The following is a 16,257-nucleotide window of genomic DNA, read 5'->3' on the forward strand; positions in this document are numbered from 1 at the left end:
CAGTCTTTTCGCTCAGGATGCCATTTGAAAGGTGCCTATGCTGGTGTTGCATAGGTATATTGATACCATCTAATTTAGAATATGAATTTTGATAGCTTTAGAATTTCTTTTTTGTGTAGGTAGGGCATGGTCAAGAAATCAGCCAGCCATTGCGACCTGAAAAACTAGATGTGATAGTGATCCTTAGTCTTTTCTTGTAATAATTAATATATTTTTCAGTCAATATGTTAAAATGAGGAAGATCTTTGAATAGCTAAGGGGGATTGACATGGAAAATACAGAGAAGTTTTTAGAGTATGTTAAGAAAATGCAAGCGTATTCTGAAGCAATAAATCTTATCTATTGGGATTTGCGTACGGGTGCACCTAAAAAAGGGATTGACCAGCGTTCACAAGTGATTGGGACATTATCGTCTGAAGTATTTGGCATGCAAACATCAGATGAATTAGCAAAGTTGTTAGAAGAGCTTGAGAAAAACTTGAATTCACTTGATCCGATTACAAAGCGTACGTTTGAAGTGGTGAAAAAAGAATATGATAAGAGTAAAAAAGTTCCAGCTGAAGAATATAAAGCATATGTCATTTTGACATCAAAAGCAGAATCAGTATGGGAAGAAGCAAAAGAAAAATCGGATTTCGCTTTGTTCATGCCTTATTTAAAGGAGATCGTTGAAACAACTAAACGATTCATAACCTATTGGGGCGTTAAAGAAAACAATCCCTACAACACATTACTCGATGAATACGAGCCAGGAATGACGACAGAAATTTTAGATCAAGTATTTGGTGAATTGCGAAAAAAAATTGTGCCTCTAGCCAAAAAAATTGTAGATTCATCACATCAACCGGATACAACTTTCTTATTTAAGCATTTCCCTAAAGAAAAACAAAAGCTATTTAGTTTAGAAATCCTAAAACAATTGGGATATGATTTTGAAGCAGGTCGATTAGATGAAACCGTTCATCCCTTTGCGACTGGCTTAAACAGGGGAGACGTCCGAATTACTACGAAATACGATGATCATGATTTCCGTTCAGCTGTATTCGGCACGATTCATGAATGTGGACATGCCCTTTATGAACAAAACATTTCAGCCGATTTAGAAGGGCTACCTATTTCAAGCGGAACGTCAATGGGGATTCATGAATCCCAGTCTTTATTTTATGAAAATTTTGTTGGACGCAATGAGAATTTCTGGACACATAATTATGCCTGCCTTCAAGCATACGCCCCTGAGCAATTTGGGCACGTTGCAGTGGAGGACTTCTTGGCAGCAATTAATGAATCCAAGTCTTCGCTCATTCGAATTGAAGCAGACGAATTGACGTATCCTCTTCACATCATGATTCGCTATGAAATTGAAAAAGGATTATTTAATGGTGATTTAAAAGTGGAGAATTTGCCTCAAATTTGGAATGATAAATATGAAGAGTATTTAGGTGTTCGACCAACAAACGATGCTGAAGGTATTTTACAAGACGTCCACTGGTCTGGCGGTGCGTTCGGATACTTCCCATCTTACGCATTAGGCTACATGTATGCTTCCCAACTAAAAGCGGCAATGTTAAAAGACTTACCGAATTTTGATGAGTTATGTGCCACTGGTGATTTAGAGCCGATTAAATTGTGGTTAACTGACAAAGTTCATCGCCATGGAAGTATGAAAAAACCACTTGAAATTTTACAAGAGGCTACAGGTGAAGGATTAAATGCATCTTATTTAGCTGAGTATCTAGAAGAAAAATATGGACGAATCTATCAATTGGTTTAATCAAAAATAAAAGTAACCGTCATTCCTCTCAAAAGGGGACGGTTACTTTTTAATTAGAAGCGGTTTTTCCAAGGACAGCCAAAATATTCTCCTTAAATTCGGGATAAATAATTCCTTTCTCAGATATGATGGCAGAAATATATTTGGCAGGTGTCACATCGAACGCAGGATTATAGACTTTTGTATTAGGCGGTGCTATAGGAAGGTTTCCGATATGGGTAACTTCCCGTGATTGACGTTCTTCTATTGGAATTGCACTTCCGTCCGAGATGGAAAGATCAAAGGTTGAAGAAGGGGCAGCCACATAAAAAGGAATGTTAAAGGCATTTGCTAATATGGCTAAGTTTAGAGTGCCAATTTTATTGGCTGTATCACCATTTGCAGCAATTCTGTCAGCACCGACAATGATTGCCTCGATTTTTTTAGTCTGGATTGTGTGAGCTGCCATACTGTCAGTAATTAACGTGACATCAACACCAGATTGCTGTAATTCCCATACAGTTAGCCGAGCACCTTGGAACACTGGCCTTGTTTCACACGCATAAACACTAAAATCTTTTCCGCGTTCACGACCTAGATGAAATGGTGCTAATGCAGTACCATACTTTGCAGTTGCGATAGATCCTGCATTACAAATCGTCATGACAGTTGATTGACCTTCTAATAATGTCAACGCATATTCTCCGATAGTTCTACAAGATTCTTCGTCTTCAATATGAATTTGTCGAGCTTCTTTTAATAGAAGCTCCTGTGCTTCATGGACAGTTTGGGCAACCTTGATGGATAAAAGTGTTCTTTCAAGTGCCCAAAAAAGGTTGACTGCAGTAGGACGTGACTCTGCTAAATATTCCACGTCCTTTTGCACATATTCTCTGAAATCTAACATATTTTCAGTATGATGATTCATCGCTGCAAGGGCAATACCATAGGCAGCAGTTATCCCAATAGCAGGTGCTCCTCTTACTTTTAGGGTGACAATTGCATCATAGACAGATTCAATCGTATCTAGCGTCAGATAGTCAATTTCATGAGGCAATTTTTGTTGATCCAAAATAATTAGGCGGTTGTTTTTCCATTCAATTGAAACAGGAATTGTCATACTCTTTTATTCTCCAATAAAGCAATGACTTCTTGTATGGTTTTCAATTCCTGACGTCCCAAAATAAGTGTTTCACCTAACTGTAAAGTCTGTTTCTTTAACGAAATCCTTCTTTCTTTTTCTAAGATGCCATCTAAATCTTTCACATGTGCCAAACCAATCGTACGTCTTATTAATTCACATCCAGAAAAGCCAAGTGTATCGCTGAAAATTTGCTGCAAAATATGGTTTTCAAAACCTTCCATTCGAGCGTATGGGTCAATGTAATCTTTTTTCCAAAGTTCAGAGAAGGTTTTAGAGAAGGTCTCCCATGTGTTTGTGATATGTTTTAGGATGGCAGGTCGATTAGTGCTGTCTCTTGTAATTGCTTGAATGATTAGATTGCCAATAAATTGACCAACATCGAAACCAATCGGACCGTAAAATGCAAACTCAGGATCAATCACTTTTGTCTCAAGCTCACTCGCAAAAATACTTCCAGTATGAAGGTCGCCATGTAACAATGCTTGTGCTTCAGTTAGAAAACTGTATTTTAATTTGGCAGTTTCTATTTTTAGGGATTGATTATTCCATAGTGCTTGGACTTCATTCTCAAGTTCTGGTTCGAAATCATTTGAATCATGTTTAAAGAACGGATCGGTAAATACTAGATCTTCCGTAATTTTGCACAATTCAGGATTAGAAAATTCGCGTACTAATTGTTTCTTATCAAATGGATGTAGAGCAAAATCGGAAGTATAAAAGAGTGTTTTTGCCAGATATTCACCGATATGAGTTGAAAGTTTAGGGTAGGATTCACCATTGATAAGCCCTTCACGAGCTACTGTTAAGTGAGACAAGTCTTCCATGATAGTGAAGGCAAGTTCCTCATCTGTCACAAATACTTTTGGAACTAGTGTAGGGACAAACTCTCCGTGCTTTTTAAGTACATTTGCCTCAATAGTTGCTCTCTTTAGAGTTAGTGGCCAGCTCTCACCAATAACTTTTGCATAAGGTAAAGCTTGTTTGATAATCATTCTTTTTCCTGTCAAGGCGTCAGTAATTTGAAAGACGTAATTTAGGTTACCATCCCCAATCTCTTTACACATTAGTTCAGAATGTACATTAAATAAATTTAATTCTTTTATAAGATTGATAGCGGTTTTTTCATTCAATGGTTCATATGTTTTTTTGGTTAAACTTGTCATGGAATACATCCCTTTCTTAAACAATTAAAAAGCCTCCTTCAGACAGAAAGAGGCTTGAGAAATAAATTTCCGTGCCTCTTATCTTTCAGAAAACTTTCTTTCTGATGGAATTAGCACCGTGTCTTACAGGATTTTATCCTGGCGTACTTAACGCCCCGTTTCACAACGGTATTACGATCGGTTGCTGGGCGTCATAGGGCCAATTTCCCTCTGCCTGCTCTTGATAAGAGTATTTTATGAATTTGTACTGTTACTAAAAAGAATCCTAGCATTTGATGAAAAGTTCTGTCAACTAGTTTTTTCAAGAAATAAAATAATGAAAATATAATTGACAGGTAACCAAAATAATGAAATAATCGAAATTAATTTAGTGGAAAAACGAATTGAATATCAATTTTTCTTATTTAGAGTAGGTGGAGGGACTAGCCCGATGATACCCGGCAACCGATCCCATAGTGGACACGGTGCTAATTCTTGCAGCGAATGCTGAGAAATAAGAAGACGTTAGCTTATTAACCTCTTCTTATTTGAAGCGGTTTTTTTGTGCCATTTAATAGGTGTTATTGAATCAGAATGATAGTTACTAGAAGGAGAATAGAACACGATGAGTGAAATAACAGCAAGCTATCAGCTATTTGGAAGACCGGGTTCTTTCGAGAAAAAGGCAGAAGGAATAGCACTTGGCCTGACAATTGGTTCTTGGACAGACTTGCCATTGCTCGAGCAGGAACAGTTGAAGAATCATAAAGGGTATGTGGTTTCAATTAAAGAATTTCCTGATTCTTATGACCCTCAACAAAATGATGAAATAAAAGCGGTAGTTAAAATATCTTATCCAAGTGCAAACTTTTCGCCAGATTTACCTGCAATCCTGACGACTGTTTTTGGGAAACTGTCCCTGGATGGAAAAGTGAAGTTATTGGATCTGGAATTTGGACCGAAACTATTGCAGGATTTTCCGGGCCCCAGATTTGGCGTTGAAGGTATACGCAAAAAACTGGAAGTACATAACCGCCCGCTTGTAATGAGTATTTTCAAAGGTGTATTGGGCAGGGATATGGCCTATTTGACGTCTCAATTGCGTGAACAGGCACTAGGTGGGGTGGATTTGGTCAAGGACGACGAAATCTTGTTCGATAACCCATTAACTCCATTTGAACAGCGGATCTCGAGGGGGAGGGAAGTGCTCCGTGAGGTATACGAACAAACCGGACATCGCACCTTATATGCAGTGAATTTATCGGGACGGTCATCACAACTGAGAGATAAGGCGAAATTAGCCAGAGAACTTGGTGCAGATGCCATTCTTTTCAATGTTCATACATATGGACTGGACGTCCTCCAGGAATTGGCGGAAGACAAGGGAATCCAGTTACCAATATTGGCTCATCCAGCATTTAGTGGTTCTTTTACTAGTTCTGAATTTTACGGGGTATCACATCCACTCGTCCTTGGAAAACTGACTCGCTACGCAGGGGCTGATTTTTCTCTCTTCCCATCGCCATATGGGAGCGTAGCCCTGGAAAAAGAAGCTACACTTGCAATTGGTGATGAATTAACGAAAGAAACAACTGCAATTAAGAGAACTTTACCAGTTCCTTCCGCTGGCATTCATCCAGGCCTTGTCCCACTGTTAGTCAAAGACTTTGGGAATGATTGTGTCATCAATGCTGGAGGCGGTGTCCACGGACATCCACTGGGTGCTACTGGAGGTGGCCGAGCATTCAGGCAAGCACTCGACGCCGTATTGGCTGGAAAAACATTGCTTGAAGCGGCGGAAGAACAACAGGAATTGGGAATCGCCCTTGATTTGTGGGGAGGTAAATGATGAGTAAACCAATGATTTTTTGTGACTTTGATGGGACTATAACGACTCACGATAATTTAATTCATATCATGAAGAAGTTTGATCCACCAGGATGGACCAAGATAAAAGATGATATCTTGTCCGAAAAGATTTCCATACAAGTGGGAGTAAGACAGATGTTCTCCATGCTGCCTTCGTCGCTGAAAAATGAAATAATCTCGTACGTGATTGAAGAAGCGCAGATTCGTGAAGGATTTGTAGAGTTTGTTGCCTATACAAAAACACACAAGATTCCACTTTATATTGTGAGTGGGGGAATTGATTTCTTTGTCCGTCCACTTCTCGAGGAATATGGTCCATTTGACGGCATTTATTGCAACGAGGCCGAATTTTCAGGAGAAAATATAAATATTGTCTTTCCGAATGGATGCGATCATCACTGTTCAAGTCAAGGCTGTGGTTGCTGCAAGCCTTCCATCATGCGAGAGTACCTTTCTGAAGGGACTATCAGCATAGTGATTGGAGATTCAATCACAGATATTGAAGCCGCCAAACTGGCTGATATGGTTATTGCCAGAGATTTACTCATTGAAAAATGTGAGGAATATAATTTACTTTATAACCCCTTTGAAAACTTTCATGATGTCATCTCTATTCTTGAGACGCATGTGGGGGTGAAGAAATGAACACCATTACCGAGAAGTGGATGGAACTTGCCGATATAAAGGACGAATTGTCGATCCGAGATTGGTTCATGGGAACAAGCGGAAATCTTTCGATTAAGGTTAATGACAGCCCTATTCAGTTCCTGGTCTCAGCCAGTGGAAAGGATAAGAAGAAGAGGACAATGGAAGATTTCTTGCTCGTGGACGCTGAAGGGAAAGCTGTCGGCGTAACGAAATTAAAACCGTCTGCTGAAACTTTACTGCACTGTGCGGTTTACAGCACAACAAGTGCTGGTTGCAGTCTTCATGTTCATACAGTGGCGAACAATGTTATTTCCGAAAGGTATGGGGATGCAGGTAAGATTGAGTTCCAAGGACAGGAACTTATCAAGGCGTTTGACCTATGGGAAGAAGACGCTGTATTGACCATTCCCATCATTCGGAATTTTGCAGATATCCCTAGGCTGGCTGATGAGTTTCAAGCTCAGATCCATGCAGGAAAAGGGGCTGTTTTGATACGGAATCATGGAATCACGGTTTGGGGAAAAGATGGCTTTGAAGCCAAGAAACTATTGGAAGCCAGTGAGTTTTTATTCCAATATCAGCTGACATTGGATCAATTCAATCTAAAAATGAGAGGAAGAGTATAATGGCGATCATCAAAATTCAAGGAACAAACGAAGTAATTGAATCACAAAACGAGGTAGCGGTATTTCTAGAGCAGCAAGAAGTTATTTATGAGCATTGGGACATAGAAAAACTACCTGAAAACCTTCGTGAAAAATACGATTTAAGCGAAGAAGAAAAAGAAGAAATTCTGGTAGCCTTCAAAGTGGAAGTGGACGATATATCTCAACGTCGTGGGTACCAAGCTGCTGATATTATTTCGTTGTCGGATTCCAATCCAAATTTAGATGTGCTGTTAAAAAACTTCCAACGAAAACACATTCATACAGACGATGAAGTCCGCTATATCGTAAGTGGACATGGTGTGTTCATTATTCAAGGAAAAGACGAACGATTCTTTGAAGTGCATCTGGTTCCTGGAGATTTAATATCGGTTCCGGAAAACATCACTCATTATTTTACTCTAGCTGAAGACCGTAAAGTTGTTGCAATTCGTATATTTGTAACTTCTGAAGGTTGGGTACCAGTATATCAGGAAAGTGTTGAAGCTTAACTAGTATGAATAAATAGTTAGATGAATCATTCTTGTGAAGGAATATAAAAAAATAGTGTAATGTGCATAAAGATCAGGACCCTTTCATTGTAGAAATGGTCCTGATCTTTATTTAAATAGGCTCTGTTAATGGAGAAGGTTGATTAATAATGAATGCATGTGGAGAATGGGGTTCCATATATAATTTCGCACTGGATATTCATGTTAACGAAGCAGGTAAGTTCAATAATTGTCATTGGCTTTTTTACAATATGCAATTTATAGGGTGTTGCTATGAAATGGAGTTCCAACTTAAAACGATCTCCAAGTCGAGCATCGTTTTTTACATATAAAATCTTTAAATTATGCCAAAATGTAGTCCCCCCTACAACCCGATACCCCTTCTGGATCTTGACGAGAAGCTTTCCAAAAATCGTCCAAAAATCCAATAAAACTAAAAAGAATGTAAGTAATAGACAAGAAATACATGAATGGAGTAGGAGAAAAAAGAATTGATACTATAATTCCTACAAAAAGAATAATTCCAAACATTAACGGAGTGCCTTTTTTTAATTGATGATCTGAAGGAAGTTCTTTTCTTATCGGTTGAATGAGCCTAAGTTGTCTCAAAATAGCGATTAATAGCGGAGATAAAATTGAAACAACTACAAAAGAGATTAACGCTGGAATTATTTGTTCTCTCACTTTTCACTTCTCCTTTTCTCTTTTCTAACTAATAATAAATTCTATAAAACTCATTCATTACCTCTATTCCTTACAATACAATATTATAATATGTATAAAAATCAGATTTAATAGAAAACAACTAATTGCTATATAAATAGTAATTCAAGAAAAGGGCGTGTTTCATAAGTAAAAAGGCGTCTTTTTAATACACCTCTATACATTGATGGATTAGATTCTGTTAAGGCGAAAAAAATATTGTGAAAAATTCCACTTAAACTACCGGGTGCTTTAGTAAAAAAGGACAAAAAATAAAACGAGCTTGGAGATACATTTCCCAGCTCATTTTTTATGCGCATTTTTAAATCAACCTTTACATTTAACAAAGCCTTTAAATAAAAGAAAAAGTTATTTCTTTTACAAAATTCATTACATCATTAGCTATTTTGGTCACTCTATTTTTATGGATATAGTCTTGTTATCTTACTGAAAATGATCTGTAACGGAATTCCAAAACTCCCGTCTAATAAGTTAGATAGGAGTTGGAAAAATGTATTTATTATTAAAAAGGGTAATTACTACTATTTTAGTTGTGGTTTTAATAACGGGTTGTGGCGTTAGTGAGAAACAGAAAGTCTCTTTAGCAGGTACAGCAAGCCCTAAAGAGGTTTCACAATCATTTTCTGAATTCAGTCTCATAGAATCGGTAGGAGAAGATAGAATATTAATTGGATCAACGTATTATACAATCAGTGAAAAGACAAAGATGGAAAAATCAAACAAAGAGAAACTGACTATTGATGAGCTTCATGCTGGTGATCTAGTCAATATAGAGGATGAAGGGTACATCCTCGAATCTTTTCCTGGTCAAGGATTTGCAACTTCTGTTGTGCTGCAAAACGATATTGAAAGCCTGAAAGTGAGTGAATCCATTCGACACTTTTTCGAAAATCAAGAAACCGGAAATATTCTTTCAACAACGATTGAAGACGTAACGGAGCAATCAATCATATTGCATTTTTTCGAATGGGAAATTCATGGGAAGAAATATGAAGCGGAAATTGATCGTGCTGACAATTCATTTAATGTGAAAGAGATTGTGAACGAACAAGCACTTGAACAGGAGCGACGTAATAAAGAAATGGCAGCAGCCCATCCCGAAGGTAGTACATCGGGACATATAACAGAAATTTATGACAATGGATTTCGGATTAACATGGCTGACTACATATTTGCGGAAGATATACAATTTAACAATGACTTGGGAGATAAGCTAATTAAAGATCAATTCCGAATTGGCAGTTTCGTCAGCGTCGATTACGACAAGTTGGAATACAACTCAACCATTGGAAAAGGTATTTTATCTAATTTAACTTTATTAACAAAAGAAGAAAATCCAGAAGTCCGAGAATGGATTGAGATGATTATGACCGGTGACTTGTATGAGCAACCAGTCGTAATGATGAGCTATACAAACCATGAACAATCCTACTATGCAATCCGAGTGGCAGATTTAAAGGACGATACAAGGGATACATTTGAGATGAAATATGATATTGGGTCTGGGACTCATGAAACCACCGTGAATAAAGAATGAAGCAAAAATAAGTGCACAAGTATAAGTGCACTTGTTTCTTATCAAGTAGAAGTTGGTGTAGACATAAGTCATTCAAGGCTGATTATTAGATGTATGTTAACAAACAATGTATCATTTCCTTTTAGAGAGTCTAAAAGGAGTGAACAAAGATGCTTCCAAATAAAGTGAGAAAGTTTAACAATATACCATTATCTGTTCTTGACCTGTCCCCTATAAATGAAGGCAGCCATGCTGGACAGTCATTTGAAAATAGTGTGGAATTGGCACAGCATGTTGAACGATGGGGATTTAACCGCTACTGGTTGGCGGAACATCACAATATGCCAGGTATCGGAAGTTCAGCGACATCATTATTAATCGGACATATTGCAAATGCCACGGAACGTATTCGAGTCGGTTCAGGTGGAATCATGCTTCCGAACCATGCGCCACTAGTAATAGCCGAGCAATTTGGTACGCTGGAATCAATTTATCCTGGCAGAATCGATCTTGGACTCGGTCGTGCACCCGGCAGTGACCAAGCAACTGCCTATGCATTACGACGGAGCTTACAAAGCAGTGGGGATGATTTTCCAGACCAATTAGCAGAGTTGCAATCTTATTTTGATCCAAGCCAAACCGCTCGAGTTCGTGCATTTCCCGGAGAAGGACTTAAGATTCCCATTTGGTTACTTGGATCTAGTGGCTTCAGTGCACAACTCGCTGCTCAAAAAGGATTGCCTTTTTCCTTTGCTAGTCATTTTTCGAGCGATTTCACAATACCTGCTCTTCAGATTTACCATCAACATTTTACGCCATCCAATGTTTTAAAAGAACCATATGCAATGCTTGGTGTAAATGTGATTGCAGCTGAGACTGACGAAAAGGCAATGTGGTTAGCAACATCACAACAGCAACAGATGTTTAGTCTTATGCAAGGTAAACCAACACAATTCAAACCCCCAATAGATGACATTAATGCTACCTGGACACTACAAGAACAAGCGACTTTCCAAAAAACATTAGCCACAAATTCAACAATTGTAGGGAATCCTGATACGGTCAAACGAAAAATGGAAAGCTTCCTGAACCAAACCAAAGCGAACGAGCTAATCGTAAATTCGGCGATTTTCGATCATGAAGACCGAATTCGGTCATATGAAATTATAGCGAGTATGATGACTTAACATATATAAATGGAAAGGGGCAGAATGTTTTTATTCTGCCTATTTTTTTGTGCGTTTAAGAAACTTTTAAAAACAGCCCCATTGATTTTCAACCCAGCAATAATGGCTATTGTTGTTATAGCTAATTTTACCTACCATCATGAAGTGGTTATTTTTACTTATTTTCGCTTATGGTAAATATTATTAAAACGATATTACTGATACTAATATTTAATGATATGTCTGATTAGTCAGATATTTAGGTTAATTTAAATTATTTAACTATACTATTAAATTTTATTTTTATAAATTTCCTTATTAGGTATTTACTCACATTTTGAAAGTATGTTGACTGAGTGGTTATTATCAATCTTAAGAGACTAGTAGTTTTTACTTATTTTCTAAATTTTCTAAAATTTAACAGAAAAATCCCATAACAAGATGAAATTAAAAACGCTTTAGTACCAACGCACCACAGTTTTTATGTGGTTATATTGGAAAATTTAGTATATCTTTTTTCCTATATAAGGAAGTTTAAAAAATAGGAATAAAATACCAACTTTGATTATGGTGAAATATTTCGACAAAAACAGACAAATTTTAATCTAGTTTTCTTTTATAGTTATATTTACATCCAGAGATTCACGAATTACACCATTAGACTGATTACCTAAATTACTGATTTGGGAAAGGGGGAAGGTGCAATTATGTGGTCTTTTTTTATTGCATCGAAAAGACTACAAGCTTCATTGGAGAAAAAACGATACTTGAAAATCAAGGGGAGGAATGAAGATGGTAAAAAAGCGTAATTCTAAGAAAAATTTAAGCGTGGTAGCATCTTTACTAATGACGTTTTCACTAATTGCACCTGGGATCACGAATGCTGAAACCACTAGTAAATTGCATCAATCTGCCAATAGTGGAAGTATAACTGCAAAAGAAAAGTTAAGTGAAAGGTTACTTTCCGACTTTAAGGATGATGAGAAGGTCACGTTCCTGATTAAATTCAAAGAGAAAGCAGATACTCAAAAAGTTGCTGAATCTGCCAGGGAAAGTGCTGAAAAAGAGAATTTATCTTCACAAAAATCATTGCTTGTCCAACGTTCTGCAGTAGTTTCAGAATTAAAATCCACTTCCCTCGAGGAACAGCAAAATGTAAAACAATATTTGGAGAAAGAAGTAGCTAATGGAAATGCTGAGGATATTAGCTCTTACTATATCGTAAATGGAATGTCTGTTACTGCAACGAAAGAAGTTGCTGAGAAGGTAGCTACATTTGCAGAGGTTGAAAAAGTACTACCGAATGAAACGCGTCAATTATTTACAACGAAGACGATAGATGCAGTAACTCCGAAATCTGAAGTTGCCAATGTTGAATGGAATGTTGATAGAGTCAAAGCTCCAGATGTTTGGGCAATGGGTATTGACGGATCGGGTACAGTGGTCGCAAGTATCGATACTGGTGTTCAATGGAATCATCCAGCATTGAAAGAAAAGTACCGTGGATACAATGCTCAAACAGGTGAAGTTAATCATAACTTCAACTGGTTTGACGCTACAGCAGGACAATCTTCACCGTATGATGATCAAGGTCATGGTACACATGTTACTGGAACAATGGTCGGTAGTGAGCCTAATGGTTCCAACCAAGTTGGGGTTGCGCCAGGAGCAAAATTCATTTCCGTTAAAGCATTCACGGCGGCTGGTGGTTCAGACACTAATCTATTGGCTGCTGCACAATGGATTTTAGCACCAACTGATGCTCAAGGAAATACACGTGTTGACTTGGCTCCAGATGTTGTAAACAACTCATGGGGTGGTGGAGCTGGTCTTGACGAATGGTATCGAGATGTTGTTATTAACTGGCGTGCTGCAGAAATTTTCCCTGAATTCTCTGCGGGTAATACAACTTTATCGAATCCAGGTGGACCTGGATCTGTAGCGGCACCAGCAAATTACCCTGAATCATTTGCTACTGGTGCAACAGACATTAATAATAATGTGGGAAGTTTCTCGTTACGTGGACCTTCACCATATAATCAAATTAAGCCTGATATCTCGGCACCAGGAGTGAATATTCGTTCTTCTGTTCCAGGTAGTGGGTATGAAGGCGGTTGGAATGGGACGTCGATGTCAGGTCCTGCTGTATCAGCTGTAGCTGCTCTTTTACGTCAAGTAAATGCAAATTTGACAGTTGCTGAAATGGAACAAATTTTGAAAGATACAGCAATTCCTTTAACTGATACACAGTATACTACTACTCCAAACCATGGATATGGATATGGTTTAGTTGATGCTTATGAAGCAGTAACATCAATAATGAATGGCATCGGCAAATTGGAAGGTCAAGTGACGAAAGAAGGAGAAGATAACACGGCTCCTGAGTACGCACATACTGCTCCTACTGAATCATACGCAGGAATGGATTTGAACTTGTCAATTTCAGTTACGGATAATATCAGTGTAGCATCCGTTGTATTGAGCTATTTAGACGAAAATGGAGCTTGGCAATCACTTGATGCAGCACGTAAATCTGGAGATTTCAAATCTGGAGAATATGCTGTAACAATTCCGGGTGCTTCCATTTCAGGAAATTCGTTCATCTATAAATGGACAATCAATGATTTTGGAAACAACGAAGTTCAAAGTGAAGAATACACAATGGAAGTAAAACAAGGCATTACGGTTGGATACTTCGAAGATTTTGAAGTTGATGTAAATGGATGGACGTCATTCGGAGAAAAGAATAGTTGGGAATTGGGTGTTCCAACATCTGGTCCAGGAAATGCGGCATCTGGTGAAAACGTATATGCAACGAATTTAGATGGTCCTTATGACTCTGGTATGAACGCAACACTTGTATTACCACCTGTTGACTTGCCTGAAGGTCAATCATATCTTCAATTCAAACATTGGCATAGTTTTGAACAATCTTCATCAGGTAGAGCATGGGATTATGGTCATGTATTTGTTTCCACAGATATGCAGGAGTGGACTCAATTACTTAAAATCCAAGGAGAGTCTGGTGATTGGCTGAATGCTGAAGTAGATTTATCAGCGTACAGTAACCAACGAGTTTACTTGGCTTTCAACGCATTTTCAGATGGTAGCGTTGTGAAGGCCGGCTGGTATATCGATGATGTTGGATTAGCTGATGTGTCATTAGTAGGCACACCTGATAAAGGGAAACGCAAAAAATGGGATATCACCGACAATAACCTTGTAAATGAAAAAGTTAAACGTGAAATTCATGAAAAAGATCCAATTGACCCTACTAAAATCAAGCCTTCAATGCCTGTGACAGAAGACTTGCCAGTAGCAGTATCACCGATCAATCCGACATTGTTGCCATTAGGATCACAAGTCAGTGTTCTTGAATCAGGACGGTCTGTTTATTCGAATCCTGCAAATGGTAATTATTCAATGACGCATGCTCCAGGTGAATTTACAGTAAAAGCTGAAGCTTATGGTTACCATTCTGAGTCACAGACGGTGACGATTGCAGCTGAAGAGTCAACACAAGCTAACTTTACTTTGGAAGAAATTGCGAAAAATACAGTGAGTGGAACAGTTACTGATGAAGCTACTGGTGAAGGAGTGGCAGGAGCGACAGTTCTTCTTGTAGAAGATGCTAACATTACCCCGGTGGAAAGTGATGAATCAGGAAATTATTCAATCACTGCTTTTGAAGGAGAATATACGCTTAAAGTATTTGCACGCGGTTACCACGGTAAAGAAACTACGGTCACAATTGGGGCAGATGCTCTAGAATTGAACCTAGCTCTTGAACCATACTACACGTATCCAGGTGGGGAAATTGGGTATGATGACGGAACAGCTGAAAATGCACGTGCATTTAATGCAGCAGGCAATGGCTGGGCTGTGAAAATGTCTCTACCGGAAGGTAAAGAAAACGCAATCGTTACAGATGGTGTATTCCGTTTCTGGGATACTGAATGGCCTGTCCCAGGTGGAACAGCATTTGCTGTAGAAGTGTGGGATTCAAGTGGTGCAAACGGTACACCTGGTAAAAAACTTGCTGGTCCTATTGATGGGAAGGCACTTCGTAATGGTCAGTGGACTGTCGTTGATTTGAGTGAGCACAACATTACCGTTAATGGCGACTTCTATATGGTATACAGTCAAACTTTTGCAAATCCTAACACACCAGGTCTTGCAACAGATGAAAACGGAACAAATGCAAAAAGAAGTTATCAATATGTTTCAGGAGCGTGGTCACCATCACCTGCTGCAGAAGGTAATTACATGATTCGTGCACGTGTCAGTTACGAAGTGAATGAACCTGTTATTACTTCACCTGCTACTGGTACAACTACAAATGAGAAAAACCTTACAGTGGAAGGAAATGCTTCACCAACCACTACCATTTTACTGAAAAACAATGGGAAAGAGGTTGCATCAATTTTAGTTGGCTCAAATGGTAAATTCGCTATTCCAGCTGTACTTTCTGAGGGAGTAAATGAATTTAAAGTAACTTCAATACTTGATGGCAGAAAAGTTGGAGAGTCGGCACCTGTCACGGTGACACTTGATACGAAGAAGCCAGAATTGACGATTACTAATCCAATTAATGGCGATAAGACGAACCGTGAAACAGTAACTGTCGAAGGTACAATTGCAGATGCAAACATTGACTGGGTTAAAGTTAACGGTCAAAATGCAACTGTAGTTAATGGTAAGTATTCAAAACGAGTACTACTGGATCATGGCGTGAACGAAATCACGGTTGTAGCCAAGGATAAAGCAAATAACCGTGTTACCAAGAAAGTGACAATTACAGCACAATACAATGCGCCAGTAGTTGAAAACTTGACCCCAACTGAAGATTTGAACCTAACAACAGGAAGAAGCGTGAAGATTGAATTTGATAGTGCGCCAGGATTAGACGCAACTTTTATAATTCATATGCCTTTAACAAATGTCAGAGGTAAAGTTCAAAATGCTACTGAGTTACCAATGATGGAACAAGGTAATGGCCATTATGTGGGTTACTGGACAGTTCCATTCGGTACAATGGCTGATGGTGCGTCAATTGAAGTTAAAGTAGTAGATGACTACAATAATGAAACTCGCCAAATTGCTAAAGGGAAACTGTATATTAATATTCAGTAATCCTACTCAG

General features: G+C 38.3%; 11 protein-coding genes and 2 riboswitches. Of the genes, 8 read left to right on the top strand and 3 right to left on the bottom strand.

Features of this window, described 5'->3' with window-relative positions:
• Window positions 1-268: 268 nt before the first annotated feature.
• Window positions 269-1,771, top strand: coding sequence for a carboxypeptidase M32 (locus GY23_RS02985; RefSeq protein ID WP_075617716.1), 1,503 nt, complete (start codon window positions 269-271; stop codon window positions 1,769-1,771).
• A 49-nt stretch (window positions 1,772-1,820) separates the two neighbouring features.
• Here GY23_RS02985 and mtnA read toward each other — a convergent pair whose 3' ends face one another.
• The gene (gene mtnA, locus GY23_RS02990; RefSeq protein ID WP_075617717.1) at window positions 1,821-2,870 is read right to left on the bottom strand and encodes an S-methyl-5-thioribose-1-phosphate isomerase; all 1,050 of its coding nucleotides are present in this window, start codon (window positions 2,868-2,870) and stop codon (window positions 1,821-1,823) included.
• Window positions 2,867-4,057 carry an S-methyl-5-thioribose kinase gene (gene mtnK / locus GY23_RS02995; RefSeq protein ID WP_075618218.1) on the bottom strand — a complete coding sequence of 397 codons (1,191 nt, stop codon included), beginning with the start codon at window positions 4,055-4,057 and terminating at the stop codon, window positions 2,867-2,869. Before mtnK ends, mtnA begins: the two co-directional genes overlap by 4 nt.
• A 75-nt stretch (window positions 4,058-4,132) precedes the next feature.
• Window positions 4,133-4,287, bottom strand: a riboswitch (SAM riboswitch).
• A gap of 167 nt (window positions 4,288-4,454) precedes the next feature.
• Window positions 4,455-4,557, top strand: a riboswitch (SAM riboswitch).
• A gap of 104 nt (window positions 4,558-4,661) precedes the next feature.
• Between mtnK and GY23_RS03000 the strand changes: the two genes are divergently transcribed.
• The 4 genes from GY23_RS03000 to GY23_RS03015 are packed head-to-tail and all read left to right on the top strand — an operon-like array spanning window position 4,662 to window position 7,709.
• Complete coding sequence (locus tag GY23_RS03000) at window positions 4,662-5,885, top strand: 2,3-diketo-5-methylthiopentyl-1-phosphate enolase (protein ID WP_075617718.1); 1,224 nt, start codon at window positions 4,662-4,664, stop codon at window positions 5,883-5,885.
• The gene (locus tag GY23_RS03005; protein WP_075617719.1) at window positions 5,885-6,550 is read left to right on the top strand and encodes a 2-hydroxy-3-keto-5-methylthiopentenyl-1-phosphate phosphatase; all 666 of its coding nucleotides are present in this window, start codon (window positions 5,885-5,887) and stop codon (window positions 6,548-6,550) included. Before GY23_RS03000 ends, GY23_RS03005 begins: the two co-directional genes overlap by 1 nt.
• Entirely contained in the window at window positions 6,547-7,179 is a 633-nt protein-coding gene (locus GY23_RS03010) for a methylthioribulose 1-phosphate dehydratase (RefSeq protein WP_075617720.1), read from the top strand. The genes GY23_RS03005 and GY23_RS03010 overlap by 4 nt, the downstream gene beginning before the upstream one ends.
• Window positions 7,179-7,709, top strand: a complete 531-nt coding sequence (locus GY23_RS03015; protein ID WP_075617721.1) for a 1,2-dihydroxy-3-keto-5-methylthiopentene dioxygenase — start codon at window positions 7,179-7,181, stop codon at window positions 7,707-7,709. Before GY23_RS03010 ends, GY23_RS03015 begins: the two co-directional genes overlap by 1 nt.
• 342 nt (window positions 7,710-8,051) lie before the next feature.
• Here the strand turns inward: GY23_RS03015 and GY23_RS03025 are convergent, their stop codons facing one another.
• Window positions 8,052-8,393: an MraY family glycosyltransferase gene (locus GY23_RS03025; protein ID WP_075617723.1), complete on the bottom strand. Its 342-nt coding sequence runs from the start codon at window positions 8,391-8,393 to the stop codon at window positions 8,052-8,054.
• 529 nt (window positions 8,394-8,922) lie between these two features.
• Here GY23_RS03025 and GY23_RS03030 point away from each other — a divergent pair.
• The 3 genes from GY23_RS03030 to GY23_RS03040 all read left to right on the top strand — a co-directional run bounded on the left by GY23_RS03030 (window position 8,923) and on the right by GY23_RS03040 (window position 16,247).
• Window positions 8,923-9,969 carry a hypothetical protein gene (locus GY23_RS03030; protein WP_075617724.1) on the top strand — a complete coding sequence of 349 codons (1,047 nt, stop codon included), beginning with the start codon at window positions 8,923-8,925 and terminating at the stop codon, window positions 9,967-9,969.
• Between the two features lie 149 nt (window positions 9,970-10,118).
• Window positions 10,119-11,135, top strand: coding sequence for an LLM class flavin-dependent oxidoreductase (locus GY23_RS03035; RefSeq protein WP_075617725.1), 1,017 nt, complete (start codon window positions 10,119-10,121; stop codon window positions 11,133-11,135).
• 771 nt (window positions 11,136-11,906) lie between these two features.
• Window positions 11,907-16,247, top strand: a complete 4,341-nt coding sequence (locus GY23_RS03040) for a S8 family peptidase (protein WP_075617726.1) — start codon at window positions 11,907-11,909, stop codon at window positions 16,245-16,247.
• The last annotated feature ends 10 nt before the right edge of the window (window positions 16,248-16,257 follow it).

Source organism: Paenisporosarcina indica, from assembly GCF_001939075.1.
GTDB classification, from domain to species: domain Bacteria; phylum Bacillota; class Bacilli; order Bacillales_A; family Planococcaceae; genus Paenisporosarcina; species Paenisporosarcina indica.

Excerpts from the sequence above, each read along its gene's own strand:
- mtnK (WP_075618218.1), bottom strand. The coding sequence starts at position 4,057 with ATGACAAGTTTAACCAAAAAAACATATGAACCATTGAATGAAAAAACC.
- GY23_RS03030 (WP_075617724.1), top strand. The coding sequence starts at position 8,923 with ATGTATTTATTATTAAAAAGGGTAATTACTACTATTTTAGTTGTGGTT.
- GY23_RS03010 (WP_075617720.1), top strand. The coding sequence starts at position 6,547 with ATGAACACCATTACCGAGAAGTGGATGGAACTTGCCGATATAAAGGAC.
- GY23_RS03015 (WP_075617721.1), top strand. The coding sequence starts at position 7,179 with ATGGCGATCATCAAAATTCAAGGAACAAACGAAGTAATTGAATCACAA.
- GY23_RS02985 (WP_075617716.1), top strand. The coding sequence starts at position 269 with ATGGAAAATACAGAGAAGTTTTTAGAGTATGTTAAGAAAATGCAAGCG.
- GY23_RS03005 (WP_075617719.1), top strand. The coding sequence starts at position 5,885 with ATGAGTAAACCAATGATTTTTTGTGACTTTGATGGGACTATAACGACT.
- mtnA (WP_075617717.1), bottom strand. The coding sequence starts at position 2,870 with ATGACAATTCCTGTTTCAATTGAATGGAAAAACAACCGCCTAATTATT.
- GY23_RS03040 (WP_075617726.1), top strand. The coding sequence starts at position 11,907 with ATGGTAAAAAAGCGTAATTCTAAGAAAAATTTAAGCGTGGTAGCATCT.
- GY23_RS03000 (WP_075617718.1), top strand. The coding sequence starts at position 4,662 with ATGAGTGAAATAACAGCAAGCTATCAGCTATTTGGAAGACCGGGTTCT.
- GY23_RS03035 (WP_075617725.1), top strand. The coding sequence starts at position 10,119 with ATGCTTCCAAATAAAGTGAGAAAGTTTAACAATATACCATTATCTGTT.